Consider the following 25,003-nt stretch of genomic DNA (forward strand, 5'->3'; position numbering starts at 1 on the left):
GGGCTGGGGGTGGCGCGGGCGGCACTGGATGAACTGCAGGCCATGGCCGGTGGCCGGGTGTCAGTCACCGGCGCGCCCAACCTTGGCCAGCGTCCTATTTCTCAGGTGGAAATCGCCAGAGCCGAAGCCGAATTGCGCTCGGCACGCGCCTTCTTTTACGACGCCATTGATGCGGCCTGGGCCTCGCTGCTGAGCGGTGATGAGGTACCGGCAGAGCAGATCAACCTGCTGCGGCTGTCCTCCACCCATGCGGTACGGGTGGCCGCCGAAGTCGCCCGTTCGGTGCAGATGCTGTCGGGCATGACAGGCGTCTATCGTGACAGCCCATTGTCACGCTTCGTCAACGACACCCTGGTGATCACACAGCATGCCTTTATGGGAGACATCACTTACCAGAACGCGGGAGCGATGTTTTTTGGGCAGCCGCCCTTACCCGGCTATCTCTGAGCCCGGATCTCTCTGATAACGAGGTCAGAAAGATCGTGCTGCAAGCCCGCATCCTGATTCAACCGACTGTTTTCGCTGGAGACTGACTATGACCGACAAGAAACCCCTGCGCGTGCTGTTCTGCATGGGCATCAACCAGAACTTCTTCGATGCACCACGCGCTGAGCAGCTGGAGGTATGGGCTGCGTTTGGCGAAATGTGGAATGGCATTCACGACATGGCCGGTATCGGTGTGCTCGGCAATATGGATGACGACCAGAGCATGGTGGGCCCGTCCGATGGCTGGCCGTGGACGACCTATCTGCTGGCGGATGTTGCTGACATCGACACCGTTCATGCCGCCTGCAATCTGTTTCGCACCACCGCAGTGGGCGATGGCACCTACAAACTGTGGCGGTACGCCAAGGTGGAAGCCCGGGTGGGCCGCGAACTGATCGTGCAGCGTGCCTGAGTCAGACAGAGGAAAGCAGGGCAATGACGACCGATGACGTGGTGACGCTGCAACAGCAGGTGGCGCAGCTGACGCTGCAGGTGGATCGCCTGCAGGCTGCGCAGGCGGTCAGTGCCTGCCTGCACCAGTACATGCAGCTGTGCGATGAGCTTGATGAAGGTTTCGACCTCGCCCCTCTGCTGGCGCTGTTCACCGAGGATGCGGTGTGGGAAGGCAAGGGCAAGCGCTATGCCGGTACCTTCGGGCGCTGTGAAGGCAAGGCGGCAGTGGCGGCGATGTTCGCAAAATATACCCGGCCTCCGGCGCACTTTGCCCTCAATGTGCACTTTCTGACCTCCGAGTGGATCGAGGTAGACAGCGCTGGCGGTTCTGGCGGTTCTGACCTTTCTGATCGTTCAGACAGTGCACGTGGCCGCTGGGTGCTGCTGCAGACCGCGACCTTCGCTGATGGCCGGTCACAGCTCAGCAGTGCCTTGCTGGAGGTGCATTTCCGCCGTCAGCAGGAGCGCTGGCTGATTGCCCATTTCTGTACCACCAGCCGCTTCAACCGGCCAGTAAACAGCCCCTGGGACAACCCGGTCCCTCTGCCCGTACCCAAGTGACCTGCCGGTCCGGTCAGCGGGGCTGGCCGGGTACAGCGATTAGACTGTGAGAGCGTAACGATGAGTGAATTGATCAAACTGCACAACGTCAGCCTCAAGGCGGCTGACATGGTGGAAGAAGGGCGGGTGCACAAGGCGCTGTATTCTGACCCGGCCATTTTCGAGCAGGAGCTGGACAAAGTCTTCAACCACACCTGGGTGTTTATTGGCCATGAAAGCGAAGTGCCTGAGGCTGGTAGCTACAAGACGGCCTGGGTGGGGCGTCAGCCGGTGATTCTCAGCCGTGACCGCAAAATGAACCTGCACGTTCTACAGAACCGCTGTCGCCACCGGGGCGCCACGGTCTGTGAAGGGCGCAAGGGCAAGACCAAAAGCTTCACCTGCCCCTACCACGGCTGGGGGTATGCGCTGGATGGCGAGCTGCGCGCCCTGCCCAAGCCCGAAGAGTACGAAGGCGTGCTGGACAAGGCCGAGCTGCCGTTGATGCGTCTGCGTCATGAGTCCTATCGCGGCATGGTGTTCGCGACCTTCCGTGACGACATCGAGCCGCTGGAGAGCTTCCTTGGCGGGGCGAAAAAGTGGATTGATCTGTTTATGAAACAGGGCGGTGGTTACCCGGTGAAGGTGCTGGGTGAGCATCGCTTCAACTTCCCCGGCAACTGGAAAATCCAGTTGGAGAACACCACCGACGCTTATCACTTCCCGATTATTCACAAGTCTTTTGTGTCATCGCTGGATGATGCCACGGCGGACATTTTTGACTTCCTGCACGGTGACGGCTTCGTCGAAGACCTCGGCAACGGTCACAGTGTGATGGTGATGATTCCTGAGCTGATTGATCTGGAGGCCGATCTCGATCAGCCCATCCCCGAGCGTTTCAGTGAGCTGGCGGTGGCGCTGCGCGAAGAAGGCCGCAGCGAGGAGGAGGTGAAACGTCTGGTACGGGCCGCTCACGGCACCGGCTTCAACCTCAACCTGTTCCCCAATGTGTCCTGCTCCATGGCGTTCTTCCGCGTCCTGCGTCCGGTCTCGGTCAATGAAACGGAAATACAGCATGTGGCGCTGGGCGGTGAGGGTGCACCGTTGCCATTCAACCGCAAACGCATGCGTCTGCATGAGCACTTTCAGGGCCCGATGGGGTTCGGCACGCCGGATGATGGCGAAGCCTGGGAGCGGGTGCAGAAAGGTTCACTGGCTGGCACCGATGGCTGGATTCTGGTTAACCGGGGCATGGGCAAATTGCGTCAGTCTGCCGATGGCAACGTGGCCGGAGCAGTCTGTTCGGAGACCGGCATGCGCGGTGCGTATCGCCAGTACAAGAAGATGATGGCGGCGGCTGAGGAGTAAGCAACGATGACATCCAACACTGAACTGCTGAACAAGGTCGCCGAGTTTATCTGGTACGAGGCCGACCTGCTCGATCACAAGGAATATCAGGACTGGCTCGGCCTGTGGTCCGCCGCTGGCCTGTATATCGTGCCGACCGACATCCACGAAACCGATTACCTCAATACGCTGAATCTGGCGCTGGACGATGCAGACATGCGCCGCATGCGGGTGGCGCGGCTGGAAAGCGGCGAGTCGGTGTCTGCCGATGCGGCCGGTAACACCGTGCGCATGGTGTCGCGGATTCGCCTGCTGGAGGCGGGCGAGGAACTGGTGATCGCCCGCTGTGCCATGACGCTCAACGAGCTGCGTCACGGCAAGCTGATTACCTATCCGGCGGATATGGAGTATCACCTGTTGCCGGTCGAAGGCGGTTTCCGCATCGAGCGCAAGGTTGTCCGTCTGCTGCATGCGGAAGGGTTCCTGCGTACGGTCAGCTTTATTTTTTGACAGTAAGCCATCTGCTTATTTTTACCCGCTCAAGGAGCCCCGTATGAACCCTTCAGAGCAACAGATTGCCCTGGTAACCGGCGCGGCCCGTGGCGTTGGCCGGCACATTGCCCGCCGTCTGCTGCAGGCAGGCTATCGTGTGGTGATCACCGATATCGACGGCGCTGCGGCCGCCCGTACCGCACAGGAGCTGGATGCCAGTGGTGAACAGGTACTGGCGCTGGCCCTCAATGTGGCGCGCAAGGACGATTTTGTCGCGGCACTGAACGCGGTGCTTGAGCACTGGGGCAGCCTGCAGGTGCTGGTCAACAATGCCGCCGTCACCCGTGCCACACCGGTCATGGAGATTGACCTGCAGGAGTTCAACGAGGTGGTCAGCATCAACCTTGGCAGCGTGTTCGCCGGCTGTCAGGTCATCGGTGGCTACATGGCGGAGCAGGGCTATGGCCGCATCATCAATATGGCTTCGCTGGCCGGACAGAATGGCGGCACCTCTACCGGTGCACATTACGCAGCGTCCAAGGGCGGCATCCTGACCCTGACCAAGGTTTTTGCCAAGGAGCTGGCTAAAGGCGGGGTGACGGTCAATGCCGTGGCGCCGGGGCCTGTTGATTCACCGATGGTCAGGGAGCTGGTCAGTGCTGAACGTTTGCCTGCACTGCTCAATGCCATCCCGGCCGGACGACTGGGTGATGCCGACTTTATCGGTGATGTGGTGGTGCAGCTGGCCCGCCCGGAAGCTTATTTCACCACCGGGACAACCTGGGATGTGAATGGTGGCCTGTTTATGCGTTAGCAGCCGACTCACGCGCCTGCGTGAGTCATTACCGTCGGCAAAGGTGCTGATATGTCTGAAGTGATGTCTGATTTACTTAAGGTTGTGGTGCGTCGTCGTGAGCAGCACGGTGAGGCGGTGATCGCGCTGGAGCTGGTCGACCCGAACGGGCAGCCACTGCCTGCCTTTGAAGCGGGTGCCCATATTGATTTGCATCTGGGGGAAGGGCTGGTACGCCAGTATTCCCTCTGTGGTGATCCGGCCGATACCAGCGCTTATCGTCTGGGGGTGCTGCGTGATCCGCAGTCACGCGGTGGTTCGGTGGCTGCTCACGCCCTGCAGGAAAGCAGCGAAGTGCAGATCAGTACGCCGCGCAACCTGTTCCCGCTGGCCAGCAATGCAGGCCATTCGCTGCTGATCGGCGCAGGCATCGGCATTACGCCGATGATCGCCATGGCCTATGCCCTGCATCGTGCCGGGCAGTCGTTCGAGCTGTATTACTGTGGCCGCTCCCGACAGAGCAGTGCCTTTGTCGAAGATCTGCTGCACAGCCCGTTTGCCGCACAGGTACGGCTGCACTTTACCGCCGAGCATGGCGGTGCGCGTCTGGACCTGCCGCAGCTGCTGGCCGGTGTCGCAGCAGAGCGTACCCATCTTTATGTCTGTGGCCCGGTCAGCTTCATGGACGCGGTGATCAGTGCCGGGCAGCAGCGTGGTCTGGCCGACAGCCAGATTCATCGTGAATTCTTTCAGGTTGAGGTCGACAGCCATGGTGACAGCTTCGAAGTGGTGGCCGAGCGCAGTGGCAAGACCCTGACCGTGGCTGGCGATCAGACCATCGTTGAGGCGCTGGCTGAGGTCGGTATCAGGGTCAAGGTGTCCTGCGAGCAGGGCGTCTGCGGCAGCTGCCTGTGTGATGTGCTGGAAGGGGAGCCTGACCACCGGGATGTTTATCTGACCGATGATGAAAAGGCCGATAACGACCAAATGACCCTGTGCTGTTCGCGGGCGAGAAGCCCGCGGCTGGTGCTGGATATCTGAAGCAGGAGAGTGACCATGATCGACTCACAACAATTTCGTAATGGCATGGCCCTGCTGGGCGGTGCGGTCTCCGTCATCACCACTGACGGTGAGGCAGGGCGCTTTGGTTTTACGGCATCGGCTGTATGCAGTGTTACCGACAACCCGCCGACGCTGCTGGTCTGTATGAACCGCAGTTCCTACGCCAACGCCCACTTCAAGGCCAACAAGGTGCTGTGCGTCAACGTGCTGACCGGTGCCCATCAGGGACTGTCAGGCGATTTCGCCAACCGTGACATGACCAGTGATGAACGCTTTGCCAGCCACGGCTGGAGTACGCTGGAAACCGGTGCACCGGCACTGGATGAGGCGCTGGTCAATTTCGACTGCCGCATCAGTGATATCCATGAGATTGGCTCGCACACGGTGTTCTATTGCCAGATCGCAGATATTCGCCTGAGCGGTACGGATCACGGGCTGGTCTATTTCAACCGTGCCTATCACTGTCTGGGGCAGACGCAGCAGTGTGTCGCCAAAGGTTGAAGTGCGTCTGCGGCCGGGATCTATTACCTTCCTTGCACCTGCTCACCCTTGGGTGAGCACCTTCCTACCTTCGCCGTGCACACCCTGGCACCACCTGCCGGTGTGCGCTGGCTGATGCAGATAACAGGGATGAACTATGCGGCGCTACTACCGGGGGCACGACCTGCAGCGGATTCACAGTGTGGCAGAGATGGCGGCGGCTGCGCGGGCGCGGCTACCTCATTTTGCCTGGGAGTACCTGGCCGGTGGCGCAGAGGATGAACTGACCCTGAGTCGCAACGTCAGCGATCTGCAGGCTATCGGCTTGCAGGCCCATACCCTGCGGCCCTGTGCCGAACCGAAGCGGGAAGTGACCCTGCTGGGCAAAGCCCGTCCGCTGCCCATCGGTATCGGCCCCAGCGGTTATAACGGCATGCTGTGGCCCGATGCTGATCTGGCGCTGGCCAGAGCAGCGGCCCGGCGCCGTCTGCCTTTTACCCTCAGTACAGTCTCCAACGCCACCATTGAAGCCGTCCGTCAGGCGGCGCCTGAGCTGGATTTCTGGTTTCAGTTGTATCCGATGAAAGCGGCCGAGATGCAGGAAGACCTGCTGCTGCGGGCGGAACGGGCCGGTTGTGAGGTGCTGGTGGTGACCACGGATGCCTCCATCCTCGGTAACCGTGAGTGGGACCGGCGCAGCTTTGCCCGGCCCCGGCAGCTGAGCCTGCGCAACAAGCTGGATGTGCTGCTACATCCCGGCTGGATGAAACGGGTGCTGTACCCCGGTGGCATGCCGGTGCTGGGTAATCTGGCACCCTATATTCCACCGGCGGAGCGCAATGCGCTGGGCTCGATGAAGTTTGTCAGTGAGCAAATGGATACGCAGTTCAGCTGGGACAAGCTGGCGCGGCTGCGCCAGCGCTGGCAGGGCAAGCTGGTACTCAAGGGCATTCTGCACGAAGAGGATGCCCTGCAGGCCGTCGCGCTGGGTATGGACGGTATTGTGGTCACCAATCATGGCGGACGTCAGCTTGATGGCTCCCTCAGTGCCATTCGCGCTCTGCAGCGTATTGCACCGGCAGTTGCCGGGCGCACCACCGTGCTGTTTGACAGTGGTATCCGCCGCGGTACGGATATCGTCAAGGCACTGGCGCTGGGGGCGGATGCTGTACTGAGTGCCCGCGCCACACTATACGGCGTGGCTACAGCTGGGGAGGCGGGGGCAGGCCGTGTGCTGGACCTGCTGGCAGAAGAGCTGAAGCGCAACCTGCAACTGATGGGCTGCGATGATATCAATGCACTGGATAGCCGCTGGCTGTGCTGAACAGCCAGCGCAATAGGGCCAGAGCCGTCATTGTCAGGCGTCACTGTCAGGAATAGTGCACTTCCTGCGCGGGCTGCGGCGCCGGAGCGGTTGCAGTTTCTCCCCTGTTACTGGCCAGTTTGCTGCGCATATTGCTGTTTTCGACCGAGGGGTAGCGCGACGAGGCATAGCGCACCACCAGATTGGCGAAGGCCAGCAGCAGAATGGCACCAGTGATGTAGACGATACCCATGTCGGGTTCACTGTGATGGGAAATGTCGGCGATCAGCAGACGGGTCAGGGCGGTGATGGCGACGTAGATAAGAAAACGCACCGGCATGTGATTGGTCTTGAAGTAGATGCCCACCATGGCGCCAAGCTCCAGATAAATAAACAGCAGCAGGACGTCATCCACGCTGATGTGATTCTTGGCCAGAATCAGCAGAAACTCGGCGATGGCGGCCCAGGCCGTGACGCCGCCGATGGCAAACAGGGCGAGGTAGTGAAAGCCTTCCACCAGCAGATTGCCCAGTGAGTCAGCACCTTCATGCATACGGTGGCGCAGGGCTTCTGCCCGTTCGGTGTTCATCGTCATTTCCTTGTCTACAAAATCAGCCTGTCATCCCGGGTTTGTCCGGCACCGTCGCATTGTGTGCCTGCCACTCAGTCTAACGGGCTGGCGTGACAGTTTGAGCTGCTGCAAAACCGGATGGCATGACTGCGGATTGCCCGTTTGCCATTGTTGGCACTATCCTCACATGCAGAAATAAGGCCAGAATAAGGATGGTTGGAATACGGGATATGTGCTGCGTCTTCTGTACGATGTTTGGCATGGAACTGCATTGACCGGGGTTCACCACTTATATTCACTTGCCGATATACATTTCCAGCAGCGGGTTCTTCTGGTAACCCATGACCCTCTTGGTGATGGTCTGTGTAATGAATAGCTCCTTGATAACGGACGGAAAGGTGTTATGGCGTCAGGCCTGAAATCCTTCTGGTTGAGCAGATGGCGTCGCAGCGGCGGTCGGCATGGCGGGTGGTCGCTGGCGCACTTGCTGGCCTTCATTATTGCCCTCGGTGCGGCCTTGTCGGGTGTGGCGGCGCCGGAGCGACGGCTGGTGGTGGGTGTCTATGATTTCCCGCCGCTGCTGTCCATGGAAGACGGTAAGGCCACCGGCTTTGCTGTGGAGGTCTTGCGCGAAATTGCCGACCGTCATGGCTGGAAACTGTCATTTCGTGAAGGCAGCCTGTACGAGCTGACCTATCATCTCAACCACGGTGAGATTGATGTGCTGCCCGGTGTGCTGGTGCGTCAGCCAACGCTGGTAAGCAGCGGTGTCGCCGTGGTGGATACGCCGCTGGTGGATGACTGGGGGGTGATCTACAGTGCGCCCGATGCCAAAGATGTGCAGTCGCTGACGGATCTGAGTGAACGACGGCTGGCCCGGCTGGATTCTGACTGGCTGGGGGGGCTGGCGGAATCGCAGTTCAATAGTGTAGGTCTGGGCGTCACCTGGTCTAACTTCCCCACCAATGAGTCGATGATCAAGGCGCTGCTCAGCCATCAGGTGGATGGCATCCTGTTTTCTCATCTGTTCGGTGATTATCGGGCAGGCTTCTATCACCTCAAGTCGTCACCGCTGATGCTCAGCCCGGAGCCACGCAGTTTTGCCCTGAGTCGCCAGAGCGCGGCGCTGAAGCCTGCCTTTGAGCGCGAGTTGCTGCGGTTGCGGGCTGATCGTGCATCGCTCTATTACGAAGCGCTGGATCGCTATTTCAACACATCCTTCGTCGACAAGCAGCGCCGCAACTCGGTGATGTTCATGAGTCTGGCCGGGGTGGGGCTGCTGCTGGCGCTGCTGATTCTCAGCCGCTATCTCAACCATCTGGTGGATCGCCGCACCGAGGAGCTGTCCGAAACCAATGAGCGCCTGTCGGAGCTGAACCGCAACCTGGATCTGATCGTGCGCTCCCGCACGCTGGCACTGGAACGGAGCAACGAGCAGCTGGCCCACAGTAATACTGCACTGGAACAGTCGCGTACGGATCTGCAGAGCAGCCTTAATTCCCTGCGTGATATGCAGTCGCAGCTGGTGGAGGCGGAGAAGATGTCATCGCTGGGTGGGCTGGTGGCCGGGGTGGCCCATGAGATCAATACGCCGCTGGGCATCGCTGTCACCAGTGAGTCACTGCTGGATGAGAAATTGCAGAATCTGGTCAGTGCCTATCGACAGGGCACCATGACCCGCACTGATCTGGAACGTTTCTTTGAGCTGGCGGGGGAAAGTGTGCAGATTCTCAAGGGCAATCTGCAGCGCGCCGCCGAGCTGGTACAGAGTTTCAAGCGCATGGCGGTGGATCAGTCGACGCTGGAGCGGCGTGAGGTGCTGCTGCTCGACTATATCGATGAGGTATTGCTGACCCTGCGCCCGCAGCTGAAAAAGCATGACGTCAAGGTTCACTTAAAGGGTGACAAGCAGCTGCGCTGGACTACCTATCCCGGGGCGATGGCGCAGATACTGACTAATCTGATCATGAATACCATCTATCACGCCTTTGCTGACAGCCAGCAGGACAGGCTGATCGAGATTGAGGTGGAGCGCGACGAGCGTGGTTTGCGCATCCTCTTCAGGGATAACGGCCGGGGCGTCTCTGCCGAGGTACTGGCCAAACTGTTTGAACCCTTTTTTACCACACGCAGGCTGGAAGGGGGTACGGGACTGGGGCTGCATCTGGTGTATAACCTGGTGACCCAGAGCCTGAAAGGGAGGATTCAGGCTAGCAGCGAGGAAGGTCAGGGGCTAAGTTTTATTATGCATGTACCTGAACTGGGCATGTCTGACGCAGGAGCAACTGTGGATGTCTGATGATCTGTTTGCCCCCGAGCGGGCTGAAGAAGGGCCTGGCCGTCAGCCCTGGTATGTGCTGATCGTCGACGATGAGGCCGAGGTTCACCGCATTACCCGGCTGGCCCTGCAGGACTTTCAGTTTGACGGGCGCGGGCTCAACTTTATCAGCGCTTATACAGGTACTGAAGCGCGCCTGCTGCTGAATAATCGCCATCAGGAGATTGCTGTGGCGCTACTGGATGTGGTGATGGAAAGCGATGATGCCGGCCTGACGCTGGTGGATTTCATTCGCAATGACCTTGATAACCAGCACATGCGGCTGGTGCTGCGTACCGGGCAGCCCGGACAGGCACCTGAGCATCGGGTGATCGTCAATTACGATATCAACGACTACAAGGCCAAGACGGAACTGACGGCGCAGAAGCTGTCAACCCTGATGCACACCAGTCTGCGCGGTTATCGCGACATCATGACCATTGAGGCCAACCGCCGTGGTCTGACCCAGGTGATTCAGGCTTCCGCCGATATTTTCCAGCGCCAGTCACTGATTCCGCTGCTGGATGGCGTGATTGAGCAGCTGATTGCGCTGGTGAAAATGGACAAGGGTTTGCTGCTGGAGCGGCGCCGTCATTTTGCCGCTCGCACCGAAGGGCTGGATTTGCAGGTGCTGGTGGCCAGTGATGGCTATAACCATCTGTCAGGCATGAGCACTGATGACATCCTTGCCCCTGCCGAACGCGGCCTTATCCGTGAAGCCATCGCCCGTAATCATCACATCTTTACCGACGAGGGCGCGGTGCTGCTGTGCTGCAATAACTTTGAGCGTTCACTAGTGCTGTTCCTCGAAGGTGGCAAGCCTATTGACCAGATGGATCGTCATCTGCTGGATCTGTTTATCCATAACGTTGCTATCGCTTTCGACAATGTGCGGCTGAACAGCGAGGTTGAGGAGACGCAGCGGGAGATTGTCTACCTGCTCGGTGAAACTGTGGAGACCCGCAGCCATGAAACCGGCAACCACGTCAAACGAGTGGCGGAGTTCTGCTATCTGCTGGCCACCCTGAGCGGGATGTCAGAGGAAGAGGCCAGTATCCTGCGCTATGCCGCACCTCTGCATGATCTGGGCAAGATCGGCATCCCTGACCATATCCTGCACAAACCTGGTCGCCATAATCATGAAGAAAGGGAGATCATGCAGACCCATGCATTCCTTGGTCACAGCCTGCTCAGCCAGTCTCAGCGGCCGATTTTGCATGCGGCTGCCATCATTGCTCATGAGCATCATGAAAAGTGGGACGGGTCGGGCTATCCGGTGGGTAAGCAAGGCGAAGATATTCATATCTTTGGCCGTATTGTCGCTCTGGCTGACGTTTTCGATGCGCTGTGCAGTGAGCGTTGCTATAAGCCAGCCTGGTCAACAGCCGATGCGCTGGCGTTTATTCAGGAACAATCCGGCAAGCACTTCGACCCGGCGCTGGTGCAGGTGTTTATGGCCAACATCGACGACTTCCTGCGTATTCGCGCGGCCTACGGCGACTGAACACCGGCACCGGAGCCGTTCACTGGCTGGTGCGCACGATGCTGGAACCTCTTCGCGCTGGCTGCAGCCGGTGCAGCATCACCAGCAGGCCGATGCCGAGAGTCATCATTGCGGCGGCCATCCATAGCGCACCACTGTACTGACCGGTTGCCGAAGCAATATAGCCGGTGATGGCCGGCGCGATAATCTGCGCAGCGCCATAACTGAGGGTCAGACGGGCCATGGCCTTGGCCGGATTGGCGGGGTAACAGCGGCCAATCAGGGTCAGGGTCAGGCTGACAATTCCCATGAAGGTGACGCCATAGAGGACGGCGCAGAGCAGGTAGGCGGGCAGTGACTGGCTGAAAACCGGCAGCATGATGGAAATGATCTGCAGCAGATAGGCCAGCATCAGGGTAGGAATATCCCCCAGACGGCGGTTGAGCTGATCCCAGATAAAGCAGGCGGGCGCCGCCGCCAGTCCGACGACAATCCAGATCAGGCTGCCACTGCCAGCCTGAGCAGAGGGTTGCTCCACCATCTCGACTATAAAGGTCGCGCTGATCACATAGCCAAATCCGGCACAGAAGTAGCTGGCGATCATCAGCAGCATCCAGCGTCGTTCAGGCGGTGGCGACTGCTGCTGTTGCTGGCGGCTGTCCAGCGTGACCGGCATCGGCATCCAGCTCCACGCTGGAATGAAGAACAGAATGCCCAGCACACCCAGTGCCAGCCAAAGCTCGCCCCACTGCAGCAGTGGCAGCAGGGCCGCCACAGCCAGCCCGGACACCACAATGCCCAGCCCCATGCCAGCAAAGTGAATCCCCAGTTCCAGACGCTGGTTGTGTTGCAGCAGCCAGTTCAGTACCAGCCCGGAGCTGATCAGCAAGCCAGCAACACTGCTCATGCCGCTGATATAGCGCAGAATGCCCCAGGCAATCACATTGTCGGTCATGCCCATGGCGGCGGTGCTGAGCAGGGCGGCCAGCAACCCCAGACGGTAAAGCTGAAACTTGATATCGAGGCGTTTGATGGTGGCGGCCAGCAGGGCACCGGACATATAGCCCGCGTAGTTGAAGGTCGCCAGCCAGCCCCCGGCCACTTCGGTCAGCCAGGTCTGGTCACGCATGACGGCCAGCATCGGCGTGTAGGCGAAGCGGGCCAGACCGACAGTGAGGATCAGACTACAGATCCCGGCGAAAACCACTTTCCAGGCTTGGGTGGAGTAAGCCACGCACTCTCTCCTCAGGCGGTTGTTATTGTTGTCGATCAGCAGGGGAAGCGTCGCAGGCATTGCTGTCAATCAGGGCGCAGACCGATCTCCCGTCATTCTAGCCTGCAAAGGATACGTTTCGCTTTGAGACCAAAGGTCTAGCAGCTGATCAGCGCTGACGTTCACTGCTTGTTGTATGAATAGATGGCTGTCGATACTGTACTGAAGGCATATCAGTCACTTGAATGCAGGCAGGGAGCGCTGCTCGGGAAAACAATACTATGAATCAGCTCCATCAGCGTGCCGACCGTTTCCAGCGTTTTACTGATTTTTACCCGTTCTATCTCAGCCAGCACGCTGATCCGGTGTGTCGTCGTCTGCATTTTGCGGGCACCAGCTGTGTACTGATGCTGCTGGGCTACTGCCTGTTCAGTCAGCAGTGGGGCTGGCTGTGGCTGGTGCCGCTGGCAGGTTATAGCTTCGCCTGGCTGGGGCATTTCTTTTTCGAGAAAAACCGCCCGGCGACCTTTACCTATCCACTGTGGAGCCTGTTTGGCGACTTTGTGATGTTCAGGGACATGTTGCTGGGCAAAGTACGCTGGTAAGTCGCAACGCCATGCCTTGAACCTGAGCGGGTCTGACACTAGAGTGGCACCTTCATGCCATAAACCCGCACTTTCCCGTCGTGGAGAGGTTCATCGTGTCGCAGTTATCCGCCCATTTCGCCGCCGGAGTCGATCCGGCCGTGCGCCGTGCCCGTGTTGCCGTCGCTTTTGTCTTTTTTGCCTGTGGAGTGATTTTCTCCTCCTGGGTGCCGCATATTCCGCTGGTACAGCAGCGCATCGGTCTTAGTGATGGTGAGCTGGGGCTGGCGCTGTTCTTTATGGCCATCGGCGCCATCAGTGCCATGCCGCTCTGTGGCTGGCTGACCGGCAAGGTAGGTGGCAAGCGGGTGTGCAGCATCAGTTCGCTGGCGTTCTGCCTTGCTCTTTATCTGCCCACCCATGCCGAGAGTTTCGCCCAGCTGGCGGCGGCCCTGTTTGTGTTCGGTGCCTGTAGCAGCGGGATGGATGTTTCCATGAATGCCGAGGCGGTGCGGGTAGAGAAGGATTTCGGCCGGGCCATCATGTCTTCCTTTCACGGCTTCTTCAGTCTGGGCGGCCTTACCGGCGCTTTGATTGGTGGCGGCCTGCTGGCACTGGGCGTGTCCTCGCAGCTGCATATCACCCTGATGATTGTTCTGATCGCTGTTCTTTGCCTGCTGGCGTTTCGCTACTTCCTGCACAATGCGCCGGAAGCGGCGGGGGGCCATACCTTTTCCCTGCCCAGCAAACCGGTACTGGCACTGGGACTGCTCGCCTTCGGTGCGCTGATGGCGGAAGGTGCGATGGCGGACTGGACCGGGGTGTATCTCAGCTCCGTGCTGGGCACCAGTGCCAGTACCGCGGCCATGGGGTTTGCCGCGTTCTCCGTTGCCATGGCTGCGGGGCGGTTGTCGGGGGATTACTGGACCCGCCGTCTTGGTCCGGTCAACCTGATGCGCTGCAGTGCCGTGATTGCCTCAGCAGGGCTGGTGATGGGTCTGCTGTTTGCTGAGCCGTTGCTGGCCATGGTGGGTTTTGCCTGTGTGGGGATTGGGCTGGCCAATATCGTGCCGCTGGTGTTCAGTGCGGCAGGCCGGGTGCCGGGCATGTCGGCAGGTAATGGCATTGCCGCAGTTGCAACCTCGGGCTACACCGGTTTTCTGGCGGGGCCGCCGCTGATTGGCTTTCTGTCGGAGCTGATGGGACTGGCACTGGCACTGGGCGTGGTGGCTGTGATTATTCTGGCTGCCGGCCCTTTTGCACACGTGCTGCGTAACCGGGCGTAGTTAGCAAACGTTCAATACCAGAAGCAAAAAGGTCAGCCGGGTGCTGACCTTGTTGTTTTGCGAGGGGTGCCTTGTGCTCAGATCACTCCACGTTCACTTTCATGCTGTTACTGGGAGCGCTGGCCATTCACAAACGCCGCCAGACGCCATTCGCCTTTCTCCTGTGCGAAGCAGAAACGCGGCAGCTCCCAGAAGCTCACCAGTGAGGAATGCACGTAGGCTTCATTGAGGTGGTTGAACTGCACCTTCAGCCAGAGATCGGGTGCCGAGGTCAGAATATTGGCCTTGGGTGACAGTGCCAGCGGCTCACCGCTGTCGGAACCCACCACCATCACATCGGCATTGCTGACCTCGTCCAGTACCGCTGACTGCAGACTGGGCGCAGCGCGCAGCCGTACATTGCCCTTGTCGATGCTGGCCAGATAATGCAGATCGGTATGGGCGCGAATATCTTCCAGTGCTGGCAGCGGCGCCGGGCAGACCCCCCACTGTGTGGAGAACAGCAGGCGGGGAGTCACACTGGAACGCAGGTTTTGCCAGATTTGCTTCTTGTAGCCTTCAGGCACCGGTGAGGGCAGGAAGACCCGGGCAAAATTGTCTTTGCCACTGCTCTGTTTGCTGAAGATGCCATCAGGATCGCGTTCATAGCGGAAATTATCGGCAACCAGCGCCATGACCGCTTCTCTGTCCTGTTTCTCGATGGCCTGACTGAGGTCCCGGTAAAAGCGGGTGAAACTGTCGGTAGGCTGGAACAGCTTGTCAGTGGCCTGACTGAGACCGCTGACCATGATGAGTACTAAACCGATGGCGAATCTGAACGCCGTATGCATTTCCTTACCTTACTTGTCTGGTGGAGTGCCACAAATCCAGCGCAATAGACTAGACCATCCGACCACGAAGTGTAAGCAGTTTATCAAATTGTTTCTATTTGCCCGGGTGGTCTGAGCGTACCCGTTACGCCCGGTCAGCGCTGTTATGGCAGGCGGAGGTAGCCTTGTTCTGAGGCGCTGAGAAAGGCAGGTTACGAGCCTGCTGGGTGTTCACACCGCAGACCTGCTGCGATGTGACCGGTGGGGCAGAACAGCAGGGGAGGCTTACTTGCGCAGCAGAAACTCGATGGCTTCGCCAGCTTCGATAATATGGCGCTGCAGCAGGCTGACGGCTTCTTCGATGTTGCCCTCACGGCACAGTTCCAGCAGGCGCTGGTGTTCCCGCTCGGCTTTGACGATGCCTTCGGTGAGCACCAGTTGCAGGCGAATATAACGGTCACTGCGCATATTCAGGCTGGCAATTACTTCCATGGAGAGGGGCTGATTGGCTGGCGCGTAAAGCGTCGCGTGAAACTCCTGATTGAGGCTGCTCCAGCTCTCAATCTGGGTGCCGGTATTCAGGGCATGGTCGAAGGCGGTGAGGATGACTTCTGCCTGACGGAAGGTATCAGCCGTCATATTGGGGATGGCTTTGGCCAGAATATGGCTTTCCAGCACTGCGCGCAGACTGAACAGCTCATGAATGTGTTCAACCGCCAGTTCGGAAACGGTAGCACCCTTGTGTGGCTCAAACTCCACCAGACCCTGCGCTTCCAGCAGCAGCAACGCTTCGCGGACGGGGATACGGCTGACGTTCAGTTCCTTGGCCAGAGCATCCTGACGTAACGCGGTGCCTGCCGGTATATCGCCACTGAGAATACGATCCTGCAGGATTTCGGCTACCAGCTGGGTACGGGTTTTATGAACGGGAACGGGTTTGGCCATAGTTCTCTTGTGTAGCAGAGAGGGTGCGCGTACTTCAGCACGGGGGCACCATCGGTTGTCAGTCGGTTGCTGCGCCGGATATAGCGAACCCGCGATACGCGTCAGTCGGATAACCGGGCATATGGCGGGCGTTCGTCACTTCATCGGCAGCTTTTATTCTTGTCTCGCAGGTTGCTCTGGCATCGCTGCGCAGGCTGCAAGTGTCGTGCATTTTGCCGGTGATGGCAAACGGCTGCTCCTTTGGGTGGATGATCCGCAGCCCGGGTTGCACCGCGGATGACCTTTATCTCTTCACATTTGCATCATCACTCCATGCTCCACCGGCCTGCACGGGTAGACCGGGGAGGAGAGGGACGCTGAGCCTGTTAACAAGCAGGATTGATGCCAGACGTCACGGGTTGATCAGTCAGTCACCTTCAGCTGACCATCCACCGTGCGGCTGGTATTGAGTGGATTGCTCGTCTTCAGGGCCACAGGCAATAAGCCATCGGGCAGATTCTGCAGACACACCGGGCGCACAAACCGCTGGATGGCATTGGCGCCCACTGACGTGCTGCGACTGTCGGTCGCTGCCGGGTAAGGGCCGCCATGCTGCATGCCATGACACACTTCCACGCCTGTGGGGTAGCCGTTGTACAGCAGTCGGCCAACCCGGTTCATCAGGATACGCACCAGTGGCTGCGCTTCCTGCTGGTCAGCCGTTTCGCCCTGCAGGGTCGCCGTCAGGTGGCCACTCAGGCGGCGGGCGACCTGCAGCATCTGTTTGTGGCTGTCGCACTCCACCAGCAGGCTGCAGGGGCCAAAGATTTCTTCTTCCAGATGAGGGTTAGCCAGCCAGTCGCGTGCCGAAGTGTGCAGTATGCAGGCATGGCCATGGGACTGATCGGGGTGGCCGGGTCGGGCTTCGGCCAGCACTGCCACTCCCTGCTGCAGTTTCAGGCTGGCCAGCTGCTGCTCGTAGTTGGCGGCAATGGCAGGGGTCAGCATGGTTTGCCAGGGTTGGGCCGGGATCAGCTCCTGCAGCTGTGCTTTCAACTGCTCCAGAGCCTCGCCTTTTACCGCAATCAGCAAGCCGGGGTTGGTACAGAACTGGCCACAGCCCAGCGTCAGGGAGGCGACGAAATCCTGAGCAATAACCGCACCGCGCAAAGCCAGTGCATGGCTCAGCAGGAATACCGGGTTGCTGCTACCCAGCTCACCGTAGAACGGAATGGGCTCTGGCCGCTGACAGGCAATGTCGAACAGAAGGCGGCCTACTTTCAGCGAGCCGGTAAAGCCGACGGCCTTGATACCGGGATGGGCAACCAGTTTCTGTGACAGCGCGGGCGAACGGCCCTGTAACAGGGCGAAGCAGCCTGCAGGCATTTCGCTTTCGGCCAGGGCTTCGGCAATCACTTCTGCGACCAGTGCGGCTGTGCCGGGATGTGCCGGATGCCCCTTGACGATTACCGGGCAGCCTGCCGCCAGTGCCGACGCGGTGTCGCCACCGGCAGTGGAGAAGGCCAGCGGGAAGTTACTGGCACCAAACACGGCCACTGGCCCCAGCGGTACAGGCATCAGGCGGATATCCGGGCGGGGTGGCTGACGCTCTGGCAATGCCGAATCGAGGGCCAGGTGCAGCCAGTCGCCGGCACGCAGGACGCCGGCAAACATACGCAGCTGATGACAGGTGCGGCCCATTTCACCGTTCAGGCGGCCTTCGGGCAGACCTGTTTCCTGCATGGCGCGCTGAACAATAACGGCCTGATGGGCTGCCAGTTTGTCGGCAATGCAGTCCAACAACGCGGCACGCTCGCTGTAGCCGTATTCCTGCAGAATCTCGAAGGCTTCACCAGCGACGGCCACAGCACTGTTCAGCTCGGCTTCGGTCGCTTCAAAAAAGGATTCGGGTAGCGGATTGTGGGTCGCCGGGTTGAGTGCGGAAAACACCTCAGTACCTGAGCTGGTCCACTGGCCATTGATCAGTTGTTGGGGGGATAACGCCCGCATCAGATACGCTCCTGTGACAAATGAATAATTTCAGTTCCATGGGCATCAGCGCCCTGACTATCAAGCGGCGATGATGGATAACGACGGTTAAGATGACGATTAGCCGACCCTGATCAATGGCGCAGGCAGTTGTCGCTCAACTTAGCAGAGTTGGCAAAGCGCGATGAACCAAAAAAGTGCGGCCATAATTGTATATTGCATGCAATATTGCAACGCAGACCTTCGCCTTCGCGCTCGTGATCTGCCGCGAGCCTTATCCGGTACTGAAAAGCACTGCGTCATCGCCTGTACGGGGGCGGTGGAATGACCACCCGTCAGCGCCGATTTTATGCCACTCGTTTGGCGTGGATTTAATGGACATAAAAGCGTTTATGGCGCCAAGCCACCAACGGCGCGCACTCAGCCTGCTCTCCTGCTAATTTGTCGGCCCTGCGCAGGGGGATAGGGAGCCCCTGACCGTGTCTGGTCGCTCTACCAGACACCACGGACGGTTCAGTCACGATTCCAGCAGATAACAATTCCAAAAACAGGAGAGGCTATGAACGCACTCGTATCCAAACTCGCGCCCGGTCGACAGGTGGGCGGCATGCCCTGGATCATGTTCGCGCTGATGGCAGCGTGCATTCTGTTCGCCAGCATCGAAGGCAGCCTGCCTGCCGGTATGGTTGGCGCTCTGGCGTTGATGTTTATTCTCGGAACTGCCCTCAATACGCTGGGGGATCGTCTGCCCGTCGTTCGCACCTATTTAGGTGGCGGTGCCATTGTCAGTATCTTTGGCGCCGCTGCCCTTTTTGAATATCAGTTGTTGCCCGCCAGCTCCGGCAAGATCATCAGTGACTTCATGCAGTCCGGTGGTTTTATGGGCTTCTATATCGCCAGTCTGGTGACCGGCTCGGTGTTCGGCATGAGTACCGATCTGCTGAAGAAAGCGGCCCTGCGCTATATCCCGGTAATCATCGCCAGCGTGGCCTTTGCCCTGCTGTTTGTAGGGATCGCGGGCATGCTGATGGGCTATGGCTTCAAGGCTGCGGTATTTCTGATCGGCCTGCCCATCATGGGCGGTGGCATGGGCGCTGGCGCTGTGCCGCTGGTGGAAATCATGTCTGGCCCGATGCATACCAGTGCCGCAGATCTGATGTCGAAAATGGTCCCGGCGCTGGCCATGGGCAATGCCATTGCCATCGTTACTGCCGGACTGCTGCACCGTCTGGGGCAACGTTACCCCGGCCTGACCGGCAACGGCCAGCTGATGCGCAGTGCCACCTTTGCGCCTGCTGATGAAACCGAAAGTGTGAAGGCTGATCCACAGTTTCTCGGCGTTGGTCTGTTCCTCAGCGCTTCGATGTTTGTACTGGGTGCGGTACTGAGCAAGTTCATCCCCATGCACAGCTATGCCCTGATGATTCTGTGTATTGCGCTGATCAAGGTGCTGGGGCTGATTCCCCGTCGCTACGAACTGGCTGCGGCCCACTGGTTCCAGTTCGTTGTAGTGAACTTTACCCCGGCGCTGCTGGTGGGGATCGGCGTGGCTTATACCAATATCGATGAGCTGATCAGCACCTTCTCCCTGACTTATCTGGTGCTGGTGTTTGTCACGGTTATCGGTGCGGTGGTTGGCTCTGCGCTGATTGGCTATCTGCTGGGCTTCCATGCGATTGAGGCCAGTATTACCGCCGGTCTGTGCATGGCCAATATGGGCGGCACCGGTGATGTAGCGGTGCTGGCGACCAGTCGGCGTATGACGCTGATGCCTTTTGCCCAGATTTCCTCCCGTATCGGTGGGGCGATGATGCTGGTGCTGGCGACCATGCTGATTCAGTTGTTTGCCGGCGGCTAAAAACACGCTTTTCAGGCCGTAGGTGATGCGGGTCTGATTCGGCCCGCAGTCAGTTTCCTCTTGTGGCACAACTCCGGTTGGCTCCACAGTTTCTGGAGAGGTCGCTTTGTGCTTCCTCTCTATTTTTCATTGTTTGCCGAGACCCTCCGGGCGGCCACTCTCTTGATTTACACCCGACCGTGTCACACCATCAGCGTTCCCATCCTTCAGGCATTCTTCCCACGATGAAGCTCCGTCAGCAGATCGCGCTGTATTCTGTCGGCCTGTCACTGGTACAGGCTCTGCTGCTGACGGCCCTGCTGGTGGTGGGGCTGCGGGTCGACTACCTCGATACCCTGACCCGTCATGGTGATCAGCTGGCGGAAGTGCTGGCACAGGATCAGGAAGTGATCGCCGCGTTGAGCACATCCACGGTGCAGAGCACCGCACAGTTGCAGAGCACCGCACAGTTGCAGCGCAGTATCGAGCACAAGCGCCAGCTCTCCGGCGCCGCGTATATTGTGGTGACTGACGAACAGGCCAGACGCTTGACGCACCCCCGCCCCGAGCTGATCGGCCAGCGCTTTATCGGTGAAGACATCTGGCCCGCGCTGCAACAGGGGCGACAGTATCACTCCGAAGCGACCGGCTCCCTCGGTAACGCCGTGCGCAGTTTTGCCCCGGTGCGGGATGCGCAGGGGCAGATTATCGGTGCGGTGGTGGTCGGCTATCTGCAGGCCACCATTAAAGAGCTGCTCAACGACAAGCTGCTGTGGCTGGTGGCACTGGTGCTGCTGGTGTGCTGTCTCACTGCCGCGCTGGCCTGGTTTATCCACCGCCGCTTACGCAAGACCCTGATGGACTGGGAGCCGGAGCAGATAGCGCGCAAGTTCACCGAGCAGGCACTGGTACTGGAGAGCGTTTTCGACGCCATTCTTGCCATCGATGCCGGGCAACGCATTCTCACCATCAACCAGACCGCCGTGCAGTGTCTGAAACTGGGCCGTTACAGCCCGGATGAGCTGGTCGGCCAGCCTCTGGCTGACGTCTGTCCGCTGGTGCTGCCGATGTTCAGCGACAACGCACAGGGGCTGTCCGAGCAGGGCTTTACCCTAGCCGGGCAAAGCTATTCCAGCAAGGTATTGCCGATGCTCTGGCGCGGCCGTGCCATGGGGCAGGTGATGACCTTCCGTGCGGAGGGGGATGTGAATGAGCTGTCTCACCAGATCAGCCATCTGCGCCAGTATGGTGACATGCTGCGTATGCAGACTCACGAGTACGCCAACAAGCTCAACTCTCTGGCCGGGCTGCTGCAGATGGGAGAAACCGACAAGGCACTGGCCCTGATTCACACTGAGAGTGAGGACTATCAGGCGCTGTTACAGCAGGTGATGGCGGCCATTGCCGACCGCCCGGTGGCGGGTCTGATTCTCGGCAAATTCAATCGCGCCCGTGAGCTGGGTGTGGCCTTCGAGTTCGACCCCCTGAGCCGCCTGCAGGAATATCCCCATGCCCTGTCGGTGGAGCTGATCACCATTCTTGGCAATCTGCTCGACAATGGCCTGCGTGCCGCTCGTGCCAATGCCGCCATACCGGCTCGTATCAGCCTGTCGATCAGTGATGCAGGCAAGCACATCATTCTGGAAGTGGAAGACAGTGGTGCAGGTGTGGATGAGCAACTGGCTGACCATCTGTTTGAATACGGCGTCAGCCAGCAGGCGGGGGACCACGGCGTGGGCCTCTATCTGGTCAAGGAGATCGTCAATCGTTATCAGGGCAGTCTGGTGTGGGAGCGCACACCGGAGCAGACCACCCTGTTCAGTGTCTACCTGCCCAAACCTGAGGAGAACAACTGATGAGCACACCCGCCCATCCCTTTCGGGTGATGATCGTCGAAGACGATCGGCGCATTAACCCCATCGTAGAAAGTGTGGTCAGCCAGCGCGCTGCTTTTGAGGTGATGGGGGTCGCGGAAAGTCTGGCTGAAGCCCGCACCCTGCTGCTGGGCGAAGTCCCGGATCTGCTGCTGGTCGACATGTCGCTGCCCGATGGCGATGGCCTCGAATTGGTGCGTTACTGCCGTCAGCAGGGCATGGCGTGCGACGTCATAGTGATTACGGCCAGTCGCAGTACCGAGGTAATTCAGGCCGCCATGCAGGAAGGGGTGTTCGACTACATCGTCAAACCCCTGCGGCTGGCCCGCATCGCCCAGAGCCTCGAACATTTCGTTGAGGTCAAGGCCACCCTGCAGCGGCAGGCGGAGCTGGATCAGCACAGCATTGATTCGCTGCTCGGGCGGCCCGCGGTGCCTGCACCACAGCGCGGCACCCCCAAGGGGATAGATGAGGTGACCCTCAGGGCGGTCACCGAGCTGCTGCGCGCTGCACCGGATGAAGGCTTTACCATTGAACGTATTGCGACCGAGCTGACCATTGGCAGAACCACCGCACGACGTTATCTGGAATATCTGGAAGCCGAACAGTTACTGAGTCTGGAACTCAACTATGGCACCCGCGGCCGGCCTGAGCGGGTGTTTCGCTGGTGCGGAACGGCAGCATAATTCTGTAATGCTCCTGATGCAGGCTGGATAAAATCGATCCTGACTCTGTGCATGGACTATGAGTTTTCGTTTTATTACTAAAATTTATTGCCATAGGTGTTGGGACGAAGGAACGAGTTTTGCTAGACTCTTTTCGACTTTAGTCTAACAGTTGATTGAACATCTTCCGGTGGACTCACCTGAAGCACAACGGAGCCGCCTCTGCCGGTGGCGCCGGTTCACTCTTCTGCTAAAACCCATTCGCCCGGTGTTCACCCGATCCGGATACCGGGCCTGTCTGGAACAGCCTATGCAACACGCTTCTCATCATGATCTGCGCCTGAGCTTCCGTCAGCTGCTGGAAAGCCAGGAGTGCTTTTACACTGCCTCCGTGTTTGATCCTATGTCTGCCCGCATCGCTTCCGACCTTGGTTTCGAAGTGGGGATCCTCGGTGGTTCCGTAGCGTCCATGCAGGTGCTTGCCGCACCTGACTTTGCGCTGATCTCCCTTAGTGAATTTGTTGAACAGGCCACCCGCATTGGCCGCGTTGCCGAGCTGCCGGTGATTGCTGATGCTGACCATGGCTATGGCAATGCCTTCAACGCCATGCGTACGGTGGTGGAGCTGGAACGTGCCGGGATTGCCGCACTGACGCTGGAAGACACCATGCTGCCAGCCAAGTTCGGGCATAAATCCACCGATCTGATCAGTATTGAAGAGGCCGTCGGCAAACTGAGTGCGGCGCTGGAAGCGCGGGTTGATCCGGCGTTGTCCATCATTGCCCGTACCAATGCCTCGGTCATCTCTACCGATGAAGTCATCCGACGGGTCAGCGCTTATCAGGCGACCGGCGTGGATGGTATCTGCATCGTGGGCATTGAAGACTTCGAGCATCTGGAGCAGATCGCTGCTGCGGTCAGTATTCCGCTGATGCTGGTGACCTATGGCAACCCCAAACTGAATGACCGTGCCCGTCTGGCCAGACTGGGTGTGCGTATTGTGGTCAACGGCCATGCCGCCTACTTTGCCGCCATTAAAGCCACCTACGACTGTTTGCGGCTGGAGCGTGGTGGTGAAGCCTCACCGCTGTCGGCAACGGCGCTGGCGCACAAATACACCAACCCGGAGGAATATATTGTCTGGGCGCGTGAGTATATGGATGTAGAAGAGTAAGGCGTTACCCATGCGGTGCTGAGCCAGATACGGCCACCCGCTGTTTGAACCCCGGCGTTAAAGTTGGTCTCTGAGCGAGTGGCATGGCTGGATGCAGCAACCCTTGTTCGACCAATTTAACCCAGGGCTTGCCAGCTTAATCCAGAGCCTGCGAGCTTAATCCAGAGCGTGATAGCCCTCAGATGCCCTCATGGTTTCAGGCGCGATGCGGTCAGTCACCACTCCCGCCGCCACTGTCTCCCCCTCCGTCACAACTGCTGCTGTCACTGCCTGAGCTGCTGTGATGGGAGTGAGCCGATGAGTCGTCATAGCTGTTGTTCATCGAAGTATCGGACGTGCTGCTGTCGTGCTGGCGAGATTTTGAGCTACGGATCAGGCGCACACAGATCCAGATCAATCCCAGCAGCGCCAGTATTCCTATCAGTTTTCCCATCGTGCTGTGCCTCTCTGAAGTGGCTCTCTGCAGTAAAAGTGACGACACCTGTCAGCTGGTGGAATGCAGCCCCCGACCCGTTCGCAGGTAATGCGCCCAGTCATTACGGCCACGGTTGGCAGCAATGCGTGCGGCCAGCTCATGGTCATAGGGGACGCGCACCAGTTCCACCTGCCAGCCCGCTTCGTGCCATTCCAGCAGGGCATAGCTGGCATGGGGGCTGAAGGTTTCCATACTGTGCGGCACCGGTTCGTCATCCATATACGCGGGCAGACCGACACTGCCGGGGTTGACGATAAGCTGGCCGGTGCTGAGTTTGACTACCCGTGGTGTATGGGTGTGACCGCAGAGAATCAGGGGTGACCGATGGCCATCCAGCAGACTGATGATTTCATCATCGCCACGTACTCTGGCGCTGCCGCTTTCCACATTTTCCAGCAGATAAATCAGGTCATTACTCGGCGAGCCATGGCACAGGTAGATCTCCTTGCTGGCATCCCCTTCAAACAGCCAGGCATCGAAGGGCAGGCCCTGCATCCAGTCCAGAGGAGCCTGCTCAAGATCCTGCAGGATAAACGCCAGCGTCGGATTGGCGGCAATGTCTGCCGGGCCGGATTCGTAGATCTGCCGGTCCTGATTGCCCCGAATGGTAATGAAGGGGTGCTTTTTCAGCACATCGTAGGTAGCCCGTGGCGCAATGGCGCCGTACAGGATGTCACCCAGATTGAGCAACTGTCTTGCTCCACGCCGCTGAGCGTCATTGATAACGGCTTCCAGTGCAAAAACATTGCTGTGAATATCAGACAACGCGGCAATCTTCATGGGCGCATCTCGTGGCTACAGACGTGTTGAGTTGAAGTCGAAAAGACTCTTCCGGGCGCCGGATGC

Annotated in this window: 24 protein-coding genes; 17 read left to right on the forward strand and 7 right to left on the reverse strand. The window is 59.1% G+C overall.

Annotated elements, in window-relative coordinates; all coding sequences use genetic code 11:
- The 9 genes from WH50_RS09065 to WH50_RS09105 all read left to right on the forward strand — a co-directional run.
- Window positions 1-447, forward strand: a 447-nt coding sequence (locus WH50_RS09065; protein WP_279305915.1) for an acyl-CoA dehydrogenase family protein, incomplete at its 5' end; no start/stop codon positions are given.
- 88 nt (window positions 448-535) lie between these two features.
- Entirely contained in the window at window positions 536-898 is a 363-nt protein-coding gene (locus tag WH50_RS09070; protein WP_104154654.1) for an IacB protein, read from the forward strand.
- Window positions 899-921: 23 nt separating this feature from the next.
- The gene (locus WH50_RS09075) at window positions 922-1,500 is read left to right on the forward strand and encodes a nuclear transport factor 2 family protein (protein WP_110187016.1); all 579 of its coding nucleotides are present in this window, start codon (window positions 922-924) and stop codon (window positions 1,498-1,500) included.
- Window positions 1,501-1,560: 60 nt separating this feature from the next.
- Window positions 1,561-2,847 (forward strand): aromatic ring-hydroxylating oxygenase subunit alpha, encoded by a 1,287-nt coding sequence (locus WH50_RS09080; protein ID WP_110187017.1) that lies wholly within the window; start codon window positions 1,561-1,563, stop codon window positions 2,845-2,847.
- 6 nt (window positions 2,848-2,853) lie between these two features.
- Window positions 2,854-3,336 carry an aromatic-ring-hydroxylating dioxygenase subunit beta gene (locus WH50_RS09085; RefSeq protein ID WP_104154657.1) on the forward strand — a complete coding sequence of 161 codons (483 nt, stop codon included), beginning with the start codon at window positions 2,854-2,856 and terminating at the stop codon, window positions 3,334-3,336.
- 43 nt (window positions 3,337-3,379) lie between these two features.
- On the forward strand, window positions 3,380-4,132 hold the full coding sequence (locus tag WH50_RS09090; protein ID WP_110187018.1) for an SDR family NAD(P)-dependent oxidoreductase: 753 nt from the start codon (window positions 3,380-3,382) through the stop codon (window positions 4,130-4,132).
- Window positions 4,133-4,183: 51 nt separating this feature from the next.
- On the forward strand, window positions 4,184-5,152 hold the full coding sequence (locus WH50_RS09095; RefSeq protein ID WP_110187019.1) for a PDR/VanB family oxidoreductase: 969 nt from the start codon (window positions 4,184-4,186) through the stop codon (window positions 5,150-5,152).
- 15 nt (window positions 5,153-5,167) lie between these two features.
- Window positions 5,168-5,674 (forward strand): flavin reductase, encoded by a 507-nt coding sequence (locus tag WH50_RS09100; RefSeq protein WP_110187020.1) that lies wholly within the window; start codon window positions 5,168-5,170, stop codon window positions 5,672-5,674.
- Between the two features lie 136 nt (window positions 5,675-5,810).
- Window positions 5,811-6,977: an alpha-hydroxy acid oxidase gene (locus WH50_RS09105; protein ID WP_110187021.1), complete on the forward strand. Its 1,167-nt coding sequence runs from the start codon at window positions 5,811-5,813 to the stop codon at window positions 6,975-6,977.
- A 46-nt stretch (window positions 6,978-7,023) separates the two neighbouring features.
- Here WH50_RS09105 and WH50_RS09110 read toward each other — a convergent pair whose 3' ends face one another.
- A complete protein-coding gene (locus tag WH50_RS09110; RefSeq protein ID WP_110187022.1) occupies window positions 7,024-7,545 on the reverse strand; it encodes a phosphate-starvation-inducible protein PsiE in 522 nt (173 codons plus the stop codon).
- Window positions 7,546-7,930: 385 nt separating this feature from the next.
- Here WH50_RS09110 and WH50_RS09115 point away from each other — a divergent pair, with 385 nt between their 5' ends.
- Together WH50_RS09115 and WH50_RS09120 are read left to right on the forward strand one after the other, a co-directional pair.
- Window positions 7,931-9,826: an ATP-binding protein gene (locus WH50_RS09115; RefSeq protein ID WP_110187023.1), complete on the forward strand. Its 1,896-nt coding sequence runs from the start codon at window positions 7,931-7,933 to the stop codon at window positions 9,824-9,826.
- Window positions 9,819-11,348, forward strand: a complete 1,530-nt coding sequence (locus WH50_RS09120) for a DUF3369 domain-containing protein (protein ID WP_110187024.1) — start codon at window positions 9,819-9,821, stop codon at window positions 11,346-11,348. The genes WH50_RS09115 and WH50_RS09120 overlap by 8 nt, the downstream gene beginning before the upstream one ends.
- A gap of 19 nt (window positions 11,349-11,367) precedes the next feature.
- Here the strand turns inward: WH50_RS09120 and WH50_RS09125 are convergent, their stop codons facing one another.
- Window positions 11,368-12,561: a YbfB/YjiJ family MFS transporter gene (locus tag WH50_RS09125; RefSeq protein WP_243410047.1), complete on the reverse strand. Its 1,194-nt coding sequence runs from the start codon at window positions 12,559-12,561 to the stop codon at window positions 11,368-11,370.
- A gap of 260 nt (window positions 12,562-12,821) precedes the next feature.
- Here WH50_RS09125 and WH50_RS09130 point away from each other — a divergent pair, with 260 nt between their 5' ends.
- Together WH50_RS09130 and WH50_RS09135 are read left to right on the forward strand one after the other, a co-directional pair.
- Window positions 12,822-13,145 (forward strand): Mpo1-like protein, encoded by a 324-nt coding sequence (locus WH50_RS09130; RefSeq protein WP_110187026.1) that lies wholly within the window; start codon window positions 12,822-12,824, stop codon window positions 13,143-13,145.
- 95 nt (window positions 13,146-13,240) lie between these two features.
- Window positions 13,241-14,410: an MFS transporter gene (locus tag WH50_RS09135; RefSeq protein WP_110187027.1), complete on the forward strand. Its 1,170-nt coding sequence runs from the start codon at window positions 13,241-13,243 to the stop codon at window positions 14,408-14,410.
- 107 nt (window positions 14,411-14,517) lie between these two features.
- On the opposite strand, the gene WH50_RS09140 is transcribed toward WH50_RS09135, so the two are convergent.
- From WH50_RS09140 to WH50_RS09155, 3 genes are all read right to left on the reverse strand, one after another.
- Entirely contained in the window at window positions 14,518-15,240 is a 723-nt protein-coding gene (locus WH50_RS09140; protein WP_110187028.1) for an SH3 domain-containing protein, read from the reverse strand.
- A gap of 264 nt (window positions 15,241-15,504) precedes the next feature.
- A complete protein-coding gene (locus WH50_RS09145) occupies window positions 15,505-16,164 on the reverse strand; it encodes a GntR family transcriptional regulator (protein ID WP_104152569.1) in 660 nt (219 codons plus the stop codon).
- 402 nt (window positions 16,165-16,566) lie between these two features.
- Window positions 16,567-18,153 carry an aldehyde dehydrogenase (NADP(+)) gene (locus WH50_RS09155; protein WP_110187030.1) on the reverse strand — a complete coding sequence of 529 codons (1,587 nt, stop codon included), beginning with the start codon at window positions 18,151-18,153 and terminating at the stop codon, window positions 16,567-16,569.
- A 538-nt stretch (window positions 18,154-18,691) separates the two neighbouring features.
- Here WH50_RS09155 and WH50_RS09160 point away from each other — a divergent pair.
- The 4 genes from WH50_RS09160 to WH50_RS09175 all read left to right on the forward strand — a co-directional run bounded on the left by WH50_RS09160 (window position 18,692) and on the right by WH50_RS09175 (window position 23,682).
- Window positions 18,692-19,990: a 2-hydroxycarboxylate transporter family protein gene (locus WH50_RS09160; RefSeq protein WP_104152567.1), complete on the forward strand. Its 1,299-nt coding sequence runs from the start codon at window positions 18,692-18,694 to the stop codon at window positions 19,988-19,990.
- 224 nt (window positions 19,991-20,214) lie between these two features.
- Entirely contained in the window at window positions 20,215-21,825 is a 1,611-nt protein-coding gene (locus WH50_RS09165) for an ATP-binding protein (RefSeq protein ID WP_110187031.1), read from the forward strand.
- A complete protein-coding gene (locus WH50_RS09170; RefSeq protein WP_207780237.1) occupies window positions 21,825-22,529 on the forward strand; it encodes a response regulator in 705 nt (234 codons plus the stop codon). The genes WH50_RS09165 and WH50_RS09170 overlap by 1 nt, the downstream gene beginning before the upstream one ends.
- A gap of 289 nt (window positions 22,530-22,818) precedes the next feature.
- Complete coding sequence (locus WH50_RS09175) at window positions 22,819-23,682, forward strand: isocitrate lyase/PEP mutase family protein (RefSeq protein WP_104152565.1); 864 nt, start codon at window positions 22,819-22,821, stop codon at window positions 23,680-23,682.
- A gap of 211 nt (window positions 23,683-23,893) precedes the next feature.
- Here WH50_RS09175 and WH50_RS26090 read toward each other — a convergent pair whose 3' ends face one another.
- Entirely contained in the window at window positions 23,894-24,115 is a 222-nt protein-coding gene (locus tag WH50_RS26090) for a hypothetical protein (protein ID WP_133251283.1), read from the reverse strand.
- Window positions 24,116-24,166: 51 nt separating this feature from the next.
- Complete coding sequence (locus WH50_RS09180) at window positions 24,167-24,937, reverse strand: metallophosphoesterase family protein (RefSeq protein ID WP_104152563.1); 771 nt, start codon at window positions 24,935-24,937, stop codon at window positions 24,167-24,169.
- Window positions 24,938-25,003 lie beyond the last annotated feature (66 nt).

The sequence above is a fragment of the Pokkaliibacter plantistimulans genome, assembly GCF_003194385.1.
GTDB lineage: Bacteria > Pseudomonadota > Gammaproteobacteria > Pseudomonadales > Balneatricaceae > Pokkaliibacter > Pokkaliibacter plantistimulans.